The sequence below is a fragment of the Stenotrophomonas sp. GD03654 genome (genome assembly GCF_029845105.1).
GTDB classification, from domain to species: domain Bacteria; phylum Pseudomonadota; class Gammaproteobacteria; order Xanthomonadales; family Xanthomonadaceae; genus Stenotrophomonas; species Stenotrophomonas africana.
In genome coordinates this window covers 66,930-81,300 of record NZ_JAOCLC010000004.1, presented here as the reverse complement: position 1 = coordinate 81,300, position 14,371 = coordinate 66,930, and the positions used below count along the sequence as shown (strand labels likewise).

Genomic DNA, 14,371 nt, shown 5'->3' with positions numbered 1-14,371 from the left:
GATGTTTTATGTTTTTCTAACCATGATGCAACACCTCAATCACTAAAAAAAGGAGAGTAAATGAAAACAGCACTATTAACCGCAGCAACAGCCGCAGCCTTACTGGCTTCGGGTTCCACGTTCGCCGCTTCTAAATCCACAACAATGAATTTCTCGTTTGTCGTGGCGTCCACCTGCGAAATTTATTTGGACGTTGACAACATCGAAGTTTCTACGTACGACGTTGTTGGTGGTAATCAGCCTGAAAACTTGGGTGTGACGTGCAGCGAAGACCTACCGTACATCGTGGAAGCATCGACCAACGCCGCAGGTCAGGTGATCGCTAAGTCCACCACGTCTGCGCGCGAATATCCGGTGACCTTTGTCCGTGGTTTTGACACCTATTCTGGTCCCCGCTTCGGCACCGACGCCAACGGTTTGGCGCACTCGGGTGTCGGTTCGGGCGCGCACCAGTCAATCCCCTTCGCCTGGGAATTGAGTCAGCCCAATGGTGATGGCACGTTCAAGCAATTGGCACCGGGCACCTACACCGCCTCCGTGACCTTTACCGTGACGTACTAATCACCACAACAAAACCACATCAACTTTGAAGGAGAACTTACTTATGAAAAAAACACTAATTATTGCTTCCGCAGCTGCCGTTGCCATGATGGCTTCCGGATCGTCGTTCGCAGCTTCAAAATCCACCACAATGAATTTTTCGTTTGTGGTGGCTGGGACATGTGATATCTATCTGTCCACTACCGACACCATCAATCAAACAGACGTTCATGATATCGCTGGGGAAGGTTGGGACGACAACCTTGGCGTGTTGTGCAGCGAAGACCTGCCGTACATCGTTGAAGCTTCCACAGATGCAAACGGACAGGTTATGGCTACATCCGCCACATCGGCGCGCGAATATCCCGTGACTTTGTATCGCGGATTGGACACCCGTTCCGCACCGAAGTTCGGTACCGATGCAAACGGTTTGGCTCTTTCAGGAGTGGGTACGGGTGCACACCAAGCCATTCCGCTGTCGTATGAATTTGGTCAGCGCGATGCCTATTACGGCTACTACAAGTCGTTGGCCGAAGGCACTTACACCGCCGCTGTTACCTTTACGGTGACGTACTGATCCGACTTAAGAAAAAAGCCCGCTTCGGCGGGTTTTTTTTTGTCTTGACAATGTTGGGTTCTGTGCTTGGATGGAACTTCATTTAAGCAAGGGGGTAACAGTGAACGAGGTAATTAGATCGATTTCAGTACAAAAAGAGTTGGCGCGGCACCAGCAAGCTAAGGCGAAGTTTGAAGCGCTTATGGAGACGATTGAAACCGCACTCCATGAAGCGGACAAGATGCATGTTGGTGGCGCTATGCGCAGCGCCCTGGCCCAACTGAACTTCCGCCACTTCGACTGCTTGCAAGATGCGAAAAAATCACATGCCAAAGCTCTGACCGAAAACGGTTGGTCAACAATCATGCGTGAGACGGGCCTGAAAGATTTCATGTGCCACAAAAAACGCGTTGAGTGGGGCAGGGCCTTCTATGAGAACACCGTTCCTGAGTTCAACTACGACAATGTTGTTGCGACGTTTGCGCAACTGTACGACGATCGTGCAAGCATGTTTGAAGACGGTATTGTTGGGGTGTTTGAAGGGCTGTCCTGGGACTACAAAAGCCACCTGCCTGTGCGCTTTGGAAAGAAAATCATCTTGCAGTGCATAGACAGTTGGTCTTACTTCATTGCAAGAGACGTTGTGCAAGACATGATCCGTGCGTTTCACATGTTCGACGGCAAGCCGCATCCTGATTTCAGAAGCGCAGCATCAAGCCCCGAAATGTTCTTAGAGTACATGGATGTCACGTTCTACAAGAACAGAAACGCTCACGTTGTTTTCAAGCGGCCTGATCTTGTGGACAAGCTCAACGAAGTGATTGCCAGACGCTACCCAGGTGCATTGCCGCCAGCCCGATAAAAAAAGCCCGCCGAAGCGGGCTTTTCTCTTATTTGCGTGGTTCGTTATAGCATATTTCAAGCAGCGACTTCCCCGTTCCAAGCTGATTGCTCATGCTTTCAAAGAACAGTGACTTGCCATACTTTTCGTCGTACAGCGAAAAGAATTCATCCCACACTTTGCGGTGATTGTCATTGACGGTGTTGGTAATCGTTTCCACAACGTCTTTGAGCCGCGTAAGGGTTGCATCAACGCCGGCTTCCGACATCACAAACTCGATGTTCTCATGAGTGATATCGCCCCGCAGTACATGACTTTCAAAAATCGATGTGGGGTTCATGGAGAAGGCCAGGAACGGGATGACATGCTCCCCGGAGCCGTCTTCCAGCGTGTGGTACAGATTCACCACGTGACTGTCTATGCGCAGCAGCACGTAGTTTGGATCCTTGCTGTTGGCGTAAAAGGCCAAATCTTGAACCGTGCGTGATCCAATAACAGCAAGGGCATAGTTGAAACGAGCAATCAGTTTCAGCAACACCAATGATGCTACGTCGTTGCCGGCGTCCGTAGCGGGGTTCGCAAGCTTCGTTATCGCCTCATGGTATCCGCCCAACGCCAGTGTGTACGCGCTTTCGTAATAATTGGAAGCACTAGTCAATACCCCTTTGGGATTGTCGGTCAGTTGCTTTGGGACATCATCTAAACGCAGATCGTACACTGCACGTATGTCGAAGTAGGGACGATCGTCTGAGTAACGGTTGTGGAAAACAAATTCACAAAGCCAGTCCAGCTGGATGTGGCGCGCGCGAAATCTAGACAAATCCTCAGTCACAAACATATTGCCCCCTGCGTGAATGTTTTTGGCATTTTAGCATCAAATGCAATGGGTCTTGACAATTTTCCTTTTGTTGTTTTGCTGGATACGTTCAAACAAATTTTAGGGGGTGCTATGTATATCGGATCAAGCTTAAAGGAAGTTCATCAGGTCATTTCTTCGGGACGAAATATTCAGGAGCGAAGCGGGATAACAAAAAGCACCGCATTGCACCGTGCGGTTGACGGGAAGTTTTATGAGCCCGGTGTCGTCACAGCGCTGGTCAACGCTGGGTTGGACCCCAACGTCCGCGAGGTCAACAAGCGCACACCGTTGCACTACGCACGCCACCCCGAGGCGATCGCGGAACTCATCGCAAATGGCGCCAACCCCAACCTGGGCGACGTGAACGGCCAGACCCCATTGCAGATCAATTTGTCGAAGGAAAAGGCCATCTGCCGCATGTCACGTGTCCAGGCTCTATTGGAGGGTGGAGCGGACATCAACCACGCGGACAAAAATGGCGTCACGCCACTGCTGTCGGCGTTGGAAGCACGTCGGCCCTCAGAGTTCATTGAGGCGCTGATTGACGCGGGCGCTGACATCAATGCGGTGAGCAACGACGGGCAGGGTGTGTTGTGTTGGTCTACGGCGGAAGGGGACGTGGAAAACACAGCGTTGCTTATCGCCATGGGCGCCGATATCAACGCTGTTTCCAGTTCCGGCATGAGTGTTCTGAACTACTGTGCACGGTCTGAGCAGTTGGAATGCGTGCGAGTGTTGTTGGAAGCGGGCGCCGATCCCACCATTGCCAACACCGACAACCTCACGCCGTTGCACTTCTTAGCCCACGGACCAATCAACCAGCGGGATCGCGGCGAGCGTGCAGAGCTTGTTTCAAAAATGATCGATGCGGGAGCCGACATCAACGCCGTGGACAAGAACGGCAACACCGCACTGCACCTCGCTGCAAAAAGAGAACAAGACGACGTTGTACGAACCTTGATTGATCAGGGCGCTACGGTGTCCATCCATAACAACCAAGGGCTGACTGTTTTGGATGTGGCAATACAACATATCAAGCACACGACACAAGGCAAGTCGGCCAATGAAGTTGCCAACGATAAAGGGAGGGTGTTGCTGCTTCAAAGCCGCGCTCAGAAGGAAGCATTGCAGGATGCGTTGAACATCCAGCGGGATGAGCCGCAAGCCGTGTCGCGTTGGCGGCGGATGTGACCATGAGGGCTTCGGCTCACGGTGTTTTGGTTCTGATGAAGGGGGTTGGATGGAACGAAGTAATACCAAAATGGAAGAATTTGCGCTGGCCTTTCTTCGGGCCACGAAAGAGAAAAAGACTTTGAAGATTGACGGTGGATCAATATCGATTGGTGTTGCCGACGTAGAACACAAAATCCGCAAGTTGAGGGTCGCTTCAAAAGTGAAGGCGGATCGGCCCGGTTGATGCGCAAAACCCAATGCCAACGCGCTTGGCTTGACAATATTGGGGACTGTGATTGATTCGATGCTGGCCAATCAATTGCAGGTGTGTATGGATATGACCGCGCAGGGTGCAATAAAAAAGATATCGAACTCATCCGATGTAATATGGGATGAGGTCTTGTCGTTTGAGTCGGTCCAGTTCCAACGGGTTGGCCGTTATCTACAGCGGCGCGCGTGCGGCTATGTCTTCTTTTCGTCCGATGGCAGCACGGCACGACTTGATGATCTTGCTAATGCAATGGCGCGCTCCTGTTACGTCATGCTCGATGTTTGCGTGGATGAGCGCCCATTGGACTCTCAGGTCCGATCCATTCGGGTGTTGTGGCCCTTCATTGACGCCTTGGCTCAAAGCACGCCCGAGCAGCGTCAAAGGATCCTGTTGGAGCGCGCAGTGCGCACTGCGCAACCACCTCAAAAGAGATTGCGAAAAATCTAACCTGGCATGGTGCAACCAAAAACGAATTGCGTTGCGTGCTGTTGACAATATTGGAATATCTGTTTGAGTGAAGATATATCAATCAAACAGGGGGTTTCATGCACGACAACGAAAATACTTACGACGAAGCGGCCGACGATGGTGAATTGCTGGAAGTAATTGCGTTCAACCCTGCCATGTCATTTGATGAGGATGAAGAGGATCTGGTTATTGAGCAGCTGAGTGTTGTTTGCAGGGTTGAGTATATTGATGAGGACGGCGATAGTCGCATTGGGTGGTTTGATGCCGTGCTTAACGATCGCGGCTTGCACTTTGATGGTCCAGAGTCCCTTATGAGCGAAGATGAGTCCAACGATTGGTTGTATGAGTGTGTGAGTGATGCGTTTGCAGAAGCCATCGACTCACAAGTCTATGACTTGGGCGACACCGTTGACCATGAGCGAATGCCAGTCACCGTGTGCGACGCTGAAATGACATTTGAGATGGTTGAGGAACAATACATCCATGAAATTGATGATTGCCACTACGTGTGCAGCCATGAATATTTAAGCTCGGATGACCAGGGTGCAAGCCAAATTGGCTCGGCCGCACCGTTTTATGTGGTGGAGCGCAACTCAGATTTCATTGCCCCCATCCACTCTGCCTCCGAATACGTTTCAGTGGTGAACAATTTGGATGAAGAATTTCAGCGCTTGCGCTTGCAGCAACACGCTAGTGAAGTTCAACAGTCACCAACAGAGGTGCAACGTTCGGTTCAAACCCGGCGCATGTAAGGTTTGATTGGTATGGCAAGCGCCCTGCTATGCAGGGCTTTGTTCTTGTTTGGGGGTGGGTTGCTGTCAGGGGATTCACACTGAGACTTCCTGTCAAAGTTCAGTTTTTCCGGCTATCATGCGTGCCTTCAACCTCAAGGATGACGATATGAAGCTGACGCCGGATATGGCTCTGGATCTTGTGCGGCTGCAACCCTTGATGGATAAGGCCAATGACCCTGGCGCTGATGGTGAAACTGTCGCGTCCGCGTTCGCCGCCAGTCAGGTGTTTGTGCGGACCTACAATCAAGCTTTTGCTGAGTATTTCGCTGGTCGATTGAATGGTGTGGCGCTTTCGTTCAATCGCGGGGAGTTCAACTACAGCTTCAGGGACACGGCAGACGCTGCGCACGCATTTACGATGCTTTCGATGCAGCAGGTCAACGACGCCAAATCAAAAGCAATCTGCGTGGGTGTGGTCAACCTGCTCCTGAGAGATATGAAATACAAATCAAGCTTCGATAACGACCAGTCTTACCTCACGGCGGTGTTGATGATTGCCCATTCAATGCACGCGTTCCGCCGAACTACGGTCAATCAGTTCGTTGCCGAAGGTCAGCGCATTCAACGCGCCACGTTCTGGCGCTACTTTGTCATTGGGGCGGTCACTGTTGGGATTGCCTATCTCATCTTTGGATAATTGTTTCTCTTAAGCGCAGTCTCTTGTGAGGGGCTGTATATTGAGGAGTTCCAATGTTTAAGCGTATTCTATTCTTGTGCATCGGCATGGCTGTAATTCCGGTTTGTTTTGGTGCGCCCAAGTCCAATGCTCAAGGCTCAGCCGGAGGCTACATGCCTTTGACACAAAGTTGCGTGTTGGAGGAGGGCATGAGGCTCGGTCCCAATTTCAAGGGGCATTCGGTCATGGCTGTGGCTGCGGCGATTGGGAATGTGCCACCTAAAGATCAGTACGAAACCAACGATGAATTCAAGACGCGCACGGAGAACGTGCTGTCCACGAAGCCGTCTGCTTTGCGAGACGGTCATCTATGTGTAATCAGTGCCGGTGCGCGTTTGACGGATGACTTCGACGCGGACGCACAAGTTCTTCGGGTGCGCACACTTGGTACGTACAGCAGCCGATGGTTTGATGGCGAGAAATACCACGATATCGCCAAAGTCTACGGTGGGGAGAGAAACGTTCGCAGAAGCGTCTACGACGCAAGCAACGCCTATGGGGTGTCCGTGTCTGTTACAAAGAAGAAACGCGACGCCTATTACGTGGCCTTTGATAAGCAATCAGTGGTGGACGCAGGGAAGCTTCCAGGGCTTTCATACAAGGAGCTTTCACTGAGAGCTGATGTGGAAATGAGTGGGGCTGATGCACGCGCTCAAAAGGATGATATTGACGTAGTGTACTTGTACGGTGTGGTTCGCCCGTATGTGGGTAACCACTCTGAGTATGAGTTCCCGAAAATTGATTGGCCCTTTGAGTCGGAAGAAAAACAAACGCTGGTAACCGCATCCCTCAAGAAGTTGGCTGTCATCAATGTTCGCACTGGAATGATTTTGAAAGTGTTCGATCTGACCGACCAGCAACCTTCGGCATCCACCAGTTCTAACACCAATAATGGTGATCTTAGGAGCTTGGGGCCGTCTTCAATCAAGAAGCCCTTTGTGGCTAAGTGAAGGATCGAGGGGCGACTGGCTGTTCGTAAGCTTTGTGGATGAGGTCTGTTATGTCTATTACATCTCGGGAGCTACAGACTTCGCCCACTAAGCCGCTAGACTGACATCCTCTAGGGGGGGGCGCTATGGCTGGATACATTGGGTTCTTGCTTCTTGTTCTTTTGCTGGTTGTCTTGTTCAAAGTCGTGGCGTCCAGGGATCAGGTGATCCGCGAGCTGCGTGAGCAGTATGCCCAGCAGGGGAGGGACATCGCAGCACTGCGACAGGTGGTAGATGCGGTTGCGGATCGCGTGCTTCTGAGCCGCGAGCAACGGCGTGTGAAGTGGTTTGACGAACTGCCGGCGTTCGCGCTGGATGACTTCAAGGCACTGTCTGCCGGCTCCGAGCGCGAGTTGATCGTTGCTTTTGGGGGAAGCGACGACGCCGAGGTCGTTGGCCTGCACTACCGCCACGAACGCCTTGAGTTCCGCACAGACGGTGAGAAGGACGCTGTGGCCTACGGTTATGCCCGCCCGTGGGCCACCGTTCAAGATCTACCAGTGAAGATCTATCTCAATCAGTACGCGCTTACGTCCAAAATTGTAGGCTTGGAGCAGGACGGCTTTGTGAAGCTTGCTCCCTACAGGGCGCGGTTGCCCGAATAATTCTTTGCCGTTCGGATGATGGATCAAACTTGAAGAAGTAAGGATATGCCGCATTCCCCGGACATGGATACCCAGGTCAAGTTGTTCGTGCTGCGGTCGCGCGCGCGGACTGCTGATATCCAACGGCGTTCCATGATGAGCCAAACGTTGGACATCGAAGAGGAGACCAGTCATCGGATTTCAGCTGAAGGCTGGGAGCGATGCCTTTTGCGCGAAGGGCCGCGACAGGCGGAAGAGGTCATTCATCAGCGGGGTGTGCTCGGACGAGGCCTTGGTGCTGCTGTTCTTTTGTTTTGAATCAGTGGCTTGCAATGGAGTCCGTCTCGGTCAGTGAGGGCGGGTTGCCGTCAAAAACGGCAAGTAACGGGATTTTATGTTGCGATGGTGTTGCGACGGCTCGTGGAGTGCGTAAAGATCGTGTTGCGACGCCAATCAGGGCAGGACGATCATGTCAAAGAATGTTGCGACGGGCCGCGCCACACGGCGCGAGGTCACCAAGTTTAGTCTGACGCACCAGCAAGTAATGGAGCTATCGGTCCGCCGGATCCCGGTTTCTGGGGGCGCGGGGAAGCGCGTCAAGCTCGTCGAACGGCCGGCGGAGCAGGGGGACAAGGCCTATCGGGTGCTGGATGGGAACCAAGGTGCCCCCGTCGGGTTCGGCTTTTACGTGGGCAAAACCCGCACCACCTATGAAGTAGTGCGGCGGGGAGCACAGGGCGTTCGTCGCTTTGCCTTGGGCAACGTCACGGACATGGGGCTGGAAGAGGCCTACTCCGTGGCCCGGGAGCTCATTCACGAGCTCAAGGCGTCAGGCGAGAACCCGAAGACTCGGGCAGCCCGGGCGAGCCAGCAGCAGCAAGAGGAGAGGCGACTGGACCGGCTCACCGTCGCCGACTGTTTCGAGGTCTACATTGCCGACATGAAGGACCGGGTGATCAAGCGACTGGTAAAGCAGTCCAGCCTGACGGCCTTGGAGGACAGTCTCGCTCGGTTGGCCCGTCCGGAAGTGGGGTTCGCTCAGCGGGCCGTGGCCGATGTAACCGACGAGGACGTGGAAGCCGCGTTCGAGGCGTTGCGCAAGAGCGCGATGGTGCGCTCCAACCGCATCCCCACCCCAATGAGGAACGCATTGGCGGGTTACGAGGACTGGGCGGAGCTGGATACGCGGACACTGGAGAGCCTGGGGATCACCGGAAAGTACGTCCAGCGGGTCCGGGCCAGTGGCTTGGCCGCCACCGAACACAGTTTCACTGATGCCCATCGCGCGGTAGCCATGGTACTGAAGCGGGAGAGCGTCTTGGCGGGACGAGAGGGGCGCGAGCCCAGGCTGAGGCACAACCCTCTGCAGGCCATCTTTGATAGGCATCTGCTGAGAGGCGCGCGGAACCTTCGCAAGCATTACGAGAAGGCGGCTGTCCGCAACCCGCTGACCGACAACACGCTCCCGAAGGTGTTGCAGTCGATTGTGGGGCGCCGGGACGAGCAGGGCGGCCACAACGCCGGCGCGTCCGATTACCTGCTGCTGACCTTGCTTTGGGGCACGCGTCGAAGCGAAACCGCGCAACTGCGATGGATGGATCGGTGCTCCCACGGCGAGTTGATGCAGGAGGAGGTGTCTTGGGTCTGGCTGGGGCAGCGCGGGGAGGTCAATCGCTACACCAAGCGAGAGGGGCCGCAGGTCTTCATGTTCGACACCAAGTCGGGCGAGGAGCTGTTCCTGCCGCTCACCTATTTTGCCGAGCGAGTGCTTCGCCATCGGTTCGAGACCCGGCTGGACGACGAAGATGCTTTGCGTGAACTGGCGGCAGCGGAATCTCTGCTGAAGTCTGCCAAAGCCAAGGGGGCTGCACGACAGGTCCTGGTCGCGTTGGAGGGGGGTGTCCAGGAAGCGCTGCGCAAGGTGGACCGGACCCGATTTGTATTTCCTGCCCGCTCCAGTCGAAGCAAGTCGGGCCACTACCTCGACAGCAAATCGATCCTCGCGAACGTTCGTCGCGACGCGGGCCTGGCAGGGCAGCAGGAGGGCGGCGTCGACATCCGGGATGAAGTCGACCAGGGTCTCACCACCCACGATCTGCGCCGAACACTTGGCCGGTATGCGGCCCTGAAGTTCGGAGAAAGCCGCATCGTTTCCCAAATGCTCCACCACCACGTCCGCACGCCCGGTGGGGACGGCATGTCTCCTGTCTCCGAGCGCTACACGCATCAGGAGTGGGCGCGCCTTCGTGAGGCCTTTGGCGAGGTCGAGGAGATGATGGTGGCCCGCAGTCCCCGGGTCTGGAACCGCTTGAAGGGGCTCGACAGGCCGCGGCTCGACGAGGCGGGGGAAGAGCCGGTTAAACTGTTTGCTCCAAGGAATCGGAAAGTGGCCCTGGCCGATGCAGACGATTGAGACGGTTCGCAGCGAAGAGGACTACCGCGCCAAGTTGCAACGCGCGCTGGACCAAGAGTTGTCGCGCGCGGCAGCCGGTCTCACGCCCACCGTTTCCACCAAGGCTGCAGCCCAGTTCCTCGGGATCCATTTCGACACGTTGGGCGAGTGGCGCCGCCGATCCCCTCCGTTGGGCCCACCTTTTCAGAAGGGCGCGGGCAGCCTCCAAGGCGGGGCCAACCAGCACGTCCGCTACCTGTACGAAGATCTCGTGGAGTGGCAGCGCGCTCGGCTAGGGCGCTCGGCCAAGGAGCGCCGGCTGGCATCCGAGGAGGACGCGCTGCGCCAGCAGATCCGGGAGCTGGAGCGGGAGCTCGCTGTAAAGATAGGTAGGGCGGAAGCAGAGAGGCTTAAGAAGGCGATCGGGAAGAGCTTGTCCTTCCTTTCGCTTCAAGATTGCGTCTCGGTTAGCCACGACTGGGCCGTGATCAAGGGCCGCATCGCCGGTCACGTTCTTGCAGTCTCCGCAGAAGTGCTGGACCGGGCTTTGGAGGAAGGAAACGTGTGGGATGCGCCGCTATCCGAAGCCCTGCTCGAGGTATGGGTCAACGTGGACGCAAGAGATCCCTACGACGTCGCCATGAGCGCTGCGCTGGGCGACGTGGAGAAGCTTCTGCTGATGGCACGCGCTACTGCACGCCAGGATGCACTGGAAGCGTCTCTGCCTGACCCGGTCCAAGCCAATCCTGCAGGCGACGCTGATGGTGGCCGATTCCGATTCTGAGGCTCCAAGGACTGGGTACTGGCCCGGAGGGAGGCGAGCGATCGATTTGGTTAAAAGTGGTGACGCCTATCTCGGCAAGCCCTACGCACGTTGGATCAAGTGCTGCCCTGGGCGGCTGCCGATCTCGCCCCCATCCCCTGCCCGAAGCCGCAATTAGTTCCTCGGGTCACTTCGATACGCTGATACAGTGCTGGCGTCGGCCACCTTCGGTGGCCCCCTCAAGAAGTCTGCGGCAGCGCTGCAAAAGCCGATCCGCTTCTAACCGCTGCCGCCCAACCGTCGCCGATAAGAGTGTTGCATGTCACTAGACTCAAAAAAAGAAGCAGAAGAGCAGTTGGTCGAGCGATACCGAGAGACGTGGGGAATGAGCCACGCAGCCTTTCGAGCTGGCGAGGGTGTCTCTTGGAAGCGCCTGAAGATGGACATCGACAGAGAAGTGGAAGCAGAGCAGGTCCCTAAAGCCGGGCAGCTCATCCGGCCTTGGACGTCGGCAGAGGCAGCAGGGCTTCTGAGCATGAACCAGAAGGTGTTCCGAGTCCTGTCAACGATGGACAGCGCAACCGGTCCGTTGTTGCAGGACGACGGCAAACACGCGTCGATCAGCGTCGCTCGCCTTTTTGAGTGGGCCGAGGGCGTCCCAAAGGTTCGCCGCTGGCGGGAGTATCGGCGCGACGAGGATTTGCTAGGGGTCAAGATAGTCAGGTCAGCTGAAGCCACCTTCAAAGTGCTGAAGGGGGCTCGAATTGACCTGAACCTCATCGCAGGCAAGGTGACGTCTCTCGACCTCTCCCAATTGAGTCTGGAAGAGCTCGACGCCCTCCGGGAGTTGTTGCGGGGTGGGAGCAGCGCGATCCAGTTGGATGAGCGCAATGTAGCCATGCTCATGCCGTCGACGTTGCCTGAAGCTTTGGGCATGCCATGGGAGGACGAGGCGCTGAAGCAGGAATACGTGGATTCCTATCGCGGGCTGTTGGGGGAGGTGCGTGAGGAATCATCTCAGCGCTTGGTGCTGGTGTCAGCGCAGATCAGCAGTGCATCGGCGGAAGACGGAGTAGGCGAGGCGCAGGAGGCTCTGGATGCACTGGTGGCCGCCTGGCGTGAAGAAGAGCATGAGTTGGCCTACCTCCAGTCCGAGATTCGTAGCGAGCTGTTGAATCTAACGCTGCCTCCTGCAGTTCCGGGCAAGAGGACTCCTTTCCGCTTTTGATTCAAAGGCCAAAGCGCGACTCGCCGGCTACCCGCCGGCTCGGTCTTGGAATAAAGGCAGTGGGCTGCGGCTTCTGCCGCAGCTTGGATTGGCAGGCAAAAGCCCCGGCTAGCCCCGGGGCTTTTTCGTGCTCGCACGGGGAAAGGGGTGAGCGCCCCCGGCAAAGGGGCAGCCACCCCCCAGATCCAGAAAGCGAACGGCCGGCGTTGCATGATTTCTCCACCAACTGGAGATACCCATGCATCCGATCATCCTCTCGCTTGATTCCTCGCTCCGAGCCCATTTCTCGACCTTGAGCATCGAGTCCCTTGCCGCGTCGCTCTCTGACCTGTTGCCCGACGCGCTGGAGCAGCTGAAGAACGGTGCCGGGAGCGTGGATCTTTCAAGCAATCACGACCTGCGCGGCCTTCGTGCGGGTCGCTTCACATGACTTGTCAGTGTCGACAACTATTGCCCAGGCCGGCAATAGAGTCCGAGCAAAGCTTGAAGAGCTTCTAGAATGTGATGCCGACGACGTCTACATAGTCGGTTTGGAGTTCCCAGGATTTAGTGGAAACCTGACCGAGGGTGGCGATGCGCTGCCTCGAACTCGTCAGGACTGACCCCGCCTAGATGGCCGTGGCGGCGTGTTGGATTGTAAAACCCATCGATGTAGTCGGATATGTCCGAGGTCGCCATGTCGCGATTCGCGTAGATGCGCTTCTTGATCCGTTCCTTTTTCAAACTGCTGAAGAAGGACTCAGCGACCGCGTTGTCCCAGCAGTTGGCACGTCTGCTCATGCTTGGCTTAAGGTGGTTGTCTTTGCAGAAACGCCGCCATGCGCCGGTGTTCATGGCCGCGAAGGTATCGAACTGAGAAGGCCGGAGCGTAAAGGCCCGTACCGTCAGGCCGGCGACAGCTACGAGAGGAGTCGTCGTTCTAGGTATATACCTAACCCTTTGGTTTACATCGCCCCGGGAAGCGCCTATGGTGGACTGGACAGGCCAGCACCCGGCTACAGCTTGTCTGCCTGCCAAAGTCTGCTGAATTGATCGAACGCAATGCAGGTGTAATGCCTGCGAAGCTAGAGTGCTGGTTAGCTCCTTCCCCATCCTACGGATAGACGATGTCCATGATCTTGGCTGTTCTTCGAGAAACGCTGGTCGGCGAGCGACGCGTGGCGATGGTCCCATCGCAGGTTTCTAAGTTCTCAAAGTTGGGCTTCACTGTCTCGATGGAGCGAGGAGCGGGTGACGCCGCAAAGTTCCGTGACAGCGACTATGCGGACGTTGAGTTCGCAGACGAGCCAAGGGGCTTGGTCTCAAAAGCGGACATCGTGTTGGCAGTTCAACCGCCGCCGCCCGAGTTGGTGGCGACGATGCGGCCTGGTGCTTGGCTGATGTGCATGGTGTATCCGCAGAAGGTTCCTGAACTGCTGCAAGTTCTGAGGGACGGCCGCATATCTTGTATGGCGCTGGAGTCTGTGCCCCGCATAAGCCGGGCGCAGGCCATGGATGTATTGTCCAGCCAAGCCGCGCTCGCAGGCTACTTGGCCCCGATGATTGGTGCCACCCATCTTCCGCGTATCCTGCCAATGATGACCACCGCGGTTGGTTCGCTGCGCGCGGGCCGTGTCCTGGTAATGGGGCTGGGTGTGGCGGGGCTGCAGGCGTTGGCGACCGCTCACCGACTTGGAGCCATCACGGAAGGCTATGACGTGCGTCCAGAAACGAGGGAACAAGCGCAATCGGTGGGGGCGAAGTTCGTCGAGACTGGCATCGACGCGCGCGGCGAAGGCGGATACGCCCGCCAGCTGACAGCTGCTGAGCAGGCGCAGGCAAGTGCGGTGCTGACCAAGCACATCCAGCAGGCCGATATGATCATCACCACCGCAAATGTGCCAGGCAGGCGCGCGCCGGTACTTGTCACCAAGGCTCAGATCGAGGGCATGAAATCGGGGTCGGTCATCGTCGATCTTGCAGCCGACAGCGGATGCAACTGTGAAGGGGCACTGCCCGGTGGGGAGGTCGAGATCGGCCCCGTTACTGTACTCGCGCCATTCAATGTGCCGTCGCAACTTCCCCAGCACTCCAGCGAACTCTACTGCAGAAACCTATTGGCGCTGCTCGTACTCATGGTCAAGGATGGCGCGATTGCACCGGACATGGATGACGAGGTGGTCGCCGGAACGTTGCTGTCCCATGAGGGAAAGATACTTCCGGCGGCAGCAGCCGCGCTCCTAGAGAAAGAGGTTTGA

17 protein-coding genes and 1 pseudogene are annotated in these 14,371 nt (G+C 56.1%); 16 read left to right on the top strand and 2 right to left on the bottom strand.

Translation table 11 applies throughout. From position 1 onward, the window contains the following. Window positions 1-60: 60 nt before the first annotated feature. From N5J73_RS02955 to N5J73_RS02945, 3 genes are all read left to right on the top strand, one after another. Entirely contained in the window at window positions 61-561 is a 501-nt protein-coding gene (locus N5J73_RS02955) for a hypothetical protein (protein WP_152906683.1), read from the top strand. Window positions 562-604: 43 nt separating this feature from the next. Then, window positions 605-1,117: a hypothetical protein gene (locus tag N5J73_RS02950; protein ID WP_279940536.1), complete on the top strand. Its 513-nt coding sequence runs from the start codon at window positions 605-607 to the stop codon at window positions 1,115-1,117. Between the two features lie 100 nt (window positions 1,118-1,217). Then, window positions 1,218-1,958 carry a DUF4942 domain-containing protein gene (locus N5J73_RS02945; protein ID WP_279940535.1) on the top strand — a complete coding sequence of 247 codons (741 nt, stop codon included), beginning with the start codon at window positions 1,218-1,220 and terminating at the stop codon, window positions 1,956-1,958. A gap of 28 nt (window positions 1,959-1,986) precedes the next feature. On the opposite strand, the gene N5J73_RS02940 is transcribed toward N5J73_RS02945, so the two are convergent. Further along, window positions 1,987-2,655 carry a hypothetical protein gene (locus N5J73_RS02940; protein ID WP_279940534.1) on the bottom strand — a complete coding sequence of 223 codons (669 nt, stop codon included), beginning with the start codon at window positions 2,653-2,655 and terminating at the stop codon, window positions 1,987-1,989. Between the two features lie 42 nt (window positions 2,656-2,697). On the opposite strand from N5J73_RS02940, the gene N5J73_RS02935 reads away from it, so the two are divergent. The 12 genes from N5J73_RS02935 to N5J73_RS02880 all read left to right on the top strand — a co-directional run bounded on the left by N5J73_RS02935 (window position 2,698) and on the right by N5J73_RS02880 (window position 12,564). Further along, entirely contained in the window at window positions 2,698-3,987 is a 1,290-nt protein-coding gene (locus tag N5J73_RS02935; RefSeq protein ID WP_279940533.1) for an ankyrin repeat domain-containing protein, read from the top strand. 70 nt (window positions 3,988-4,057) lie between these two features. Continuing rightward, window positions 4,058-4,213 carry a hypothetical protein gene (locus N5J73_RS02930; protein ID WP_279940532.1) on the top strand — a complete coding sequence of 52 codons (156 nt, stop codon included), beginning with the start codon at window positions 4,058-4,060 and terminating at the stop codon, window positions 4,211-4,213. 60 nt (window positions 4,214-4,273) lie between these two features. Next, the gene (locus tag N5J73_RS02925) at window positions 4,274-4,687 is read left to right on the top strand and encodes a hypothetical protein (RefSeq protein WP_279940530.1); all 414 of its coding nucleotides are present in this window, start codon (window positions 4,274-4,276) and stop codon (window positions 4,685-4,687) included. A gap of 98 nt (window positions 4,688-4,785) precedes the next feature. After that, window positions 4,786-5,460: a hypothetical protein gene (locus N5J73_RS02920; RefSeq protein ID WP_279940529.1), complete on the top strand. Its 675-nt coding sequence runs from the start codon at window positions 4,786-4,788 to the stop codon at window positions 5,458-5,460. 148 nt (window positions 5,461-5,608) lie between these two features. Next, the gene (locus N5J73_RS02915) at window positions 5,609-6,139 is read left to right on the top strand and encodes a hypothetical protein (RefSeq protein WP_141097996.1); all 531 of its coding nucleotides are present in this window, start codon (window positions 5,609-5,611) and stop codon (window positions 6,137-6,139) included. A 53-nt stretch (window positions 6,140-6,192) separates the two neighbouring features. Continuing rightward, the gene (locus tag N5J73_RS02910) at window positions 6,193-7,128 is read left to right on the top strand and encodes a hypothetical protein (RefSeq protein WP_088430274.1); all 936 of its coding nucleotides are present in this window, start codon (window positions 6,193-6,195) and stop codon (window positions 7,126-7,128) included. A 125-nt stretch (window positions 7,129-7,253) separates the two neighbouring features. Next, on the top strand, window positions 7,254-7,772 hold the full coding sequence (locus N5J73_RS02905) for a hypothetical protein (RefSeq protein WP_279940528.1): 519 nt from the start codon (window positions 7,254-7,256) through the stop codon (window positions 7,770-7,772). A gap of 63 nt (window positions 7,773-7,835) precedes the next feature. After that, window positions 7,836-8,069, top strand: coding sequence for a hypothetical protein (locus N5J73_RS02900; protein ID WP_279940526.1), 234 nt, complete (start codon window positions 7,836-7,838; stop codon window positions 8,067-8,069). A 151-nt stretch (window positions 8,070-8,220) separates the two neighbouring features. Continuing rightward, a complete protein-coding gene (locus N5J73_RS02895) occupies window positions 8,221-10,164 on the top strand; it encodes an integrase (RefSeq protein WP_279940525.1) in 1,944 nt (647 codons plus the stop codon). After that, window positions 10,151-10,927: a nucleotide-binding protein gene (locus N5J73_RS02890; protein ID WP_279940524.1), complete on the top strand. Its 777-nt coding sequence runs from the start codon at window positions 10,151-10,153 to the stop codon at window positions 10,925-10,927. The genes N5J73_RS02895 and N5J73_RS02890 overlap by 14 nt, the downstream gene beginning before the upstream one ends. 298 nt (window positions 10,928-11,225) lie before the next feature. Then, window positions 11,226-12,134, top strand: a complete 909-nt coding sequence (locus N5J73_RS02885; RefSeq protein WP_279940523.1) for a hypothetical protein — start codon at window positions 11,226-11,228, stop codon at window positions 12,132-12,134. A gap of 238 nt (window positions 12,135-12,372) precedes the next feature. Beyond that, window positions 12,373-12,564, top strand: coding sequence for a hypothetical protein (locus tag N5J73_RS02880; protein ID WP_279940522.1), 192 nt, complete (start codon window positions 12,373-12,375; stop codon window positions 12,562-12,564). Window positions 12,565-12,680: 116 nt separating this feature from the next. Here N5J73_RS02880 and N5J73_RS02875 read toward each other — a convergent pair. Further along, window positions 12,681-12,953: pseudogene (locus N5J73_RS02875) on the bottom strand (IS3 family transposase); the annotation flags it as partial. A 287-nt stretch (window positions 12,954-13,240) separates the two neighbouring features. Between N5J73_RS02875 and N5J73_RS02870 the strand changes: the two are divergent. After that, window positions 13,241-14,371: an NAD(P) transhydrogenase subunit alpha gene (locus tag N5J73_RS02870; RefSeq protein WP_279940521.1), complete on the top strand. Its 1,131-nt coding sequence runs from the start codon at window positions 13,241-13,243 to the stop codon at window positions 14,369-14,371.

Coding starts and splice junctions, on each gene's coding strand:
- N5J73_RS02955 (WP_152906683.1), top strand. CDS start 61: ATGAAAACAGCACTATTAACCGCAGCAACAGCCGCAGCCTTACTGGCT.
- N5J73_RS02950 (WP_279940536.1), top strand. CDS start 605: ATGAAAAAAACACTAATTATTGCTTCCGCAGCTGCCGTTGCCATGATG.
- N5J73_RS02930 (WP_279940532.1), top strand. CDS start 4,058: ATGGAAGAATTTGCGCTGGCCTTTCTTCGGGCCACGAAAGAGAAAAAG.
- N5J73_RS02925 (WP_279940530.1), top strand. CDS start 4,274: ATGCTGGCCAATCAATTGCAGGTGTGTATGGATATGACCGCGCAGGGT.
- N5J73_RS02920 (WP_279940529.1), top strand. CDS start 4,786: ATGCACGACAACGAAAATACTTACGACGAAGCGGCCGACGATGGTGAA.
- N5J73_RS02915 (WP_141097996.1), top strand. CDS start 5,609: ATGAAGCTGACGCCGGATATGGCTCTGGATCTTGTGCGGCTGCAACCC.
- N5J73_RS02910 (WP_088430274.1), top strand. CDS start 6,193: ATGTTTAAGCGTATTCTATTCTTGTGCATCGGCATGGCTGTAATTCCG.
- N5J73_RS02905 (WP_279940528.1), top strand. CDS start 7,254: ATGGCTGGATACATTGGGTTCTTGCTTCTTGTTCTTTTGCTGGTTGTC.
- N5J73_RS02900 (WP_279940526.1), top strand. CDS start 7,836: ATGGATACCCAGGTCAAGTTGTTCGTGCTGCGGTCGCGCGCGCGGACT.
- N5J73_RS02895 (WP_279940525.1), top strand. CDS start 8,221: ATGTCAAAGAATGTTGCGACGGGCCGCGCCACACGGCGCGAGGTCACC.
- N5J73_RS02890 (WP_279940524.1), top strand. CDS start 10,151: ATGCAGACGATTGAGACGGTTCGCAGCGAAGAGGACTACCGCGCCAAG.
- N5J73_RS02885 (WP_279940523.1), top strand. CDS start 11,226: ATGTCACTAGACTCAAAAAAAGAAGCAGAAGAGCAGTTGGTCGAGCGA.
- N5J73_RS02880 (WP_279940522.1), top strand. CDS start 12,373: ATGCATCCGATCATCCTCTCGCTTGATTCCTCGCTCCGAGCCCATTTC.
- N5J73_RS02870 (WP_279940521.1), top strand. CDS start 13,241: ATGTCCATGATCTTGGCTGTTCTTCGAGAAACGCTGGTCGGCGAGCGA.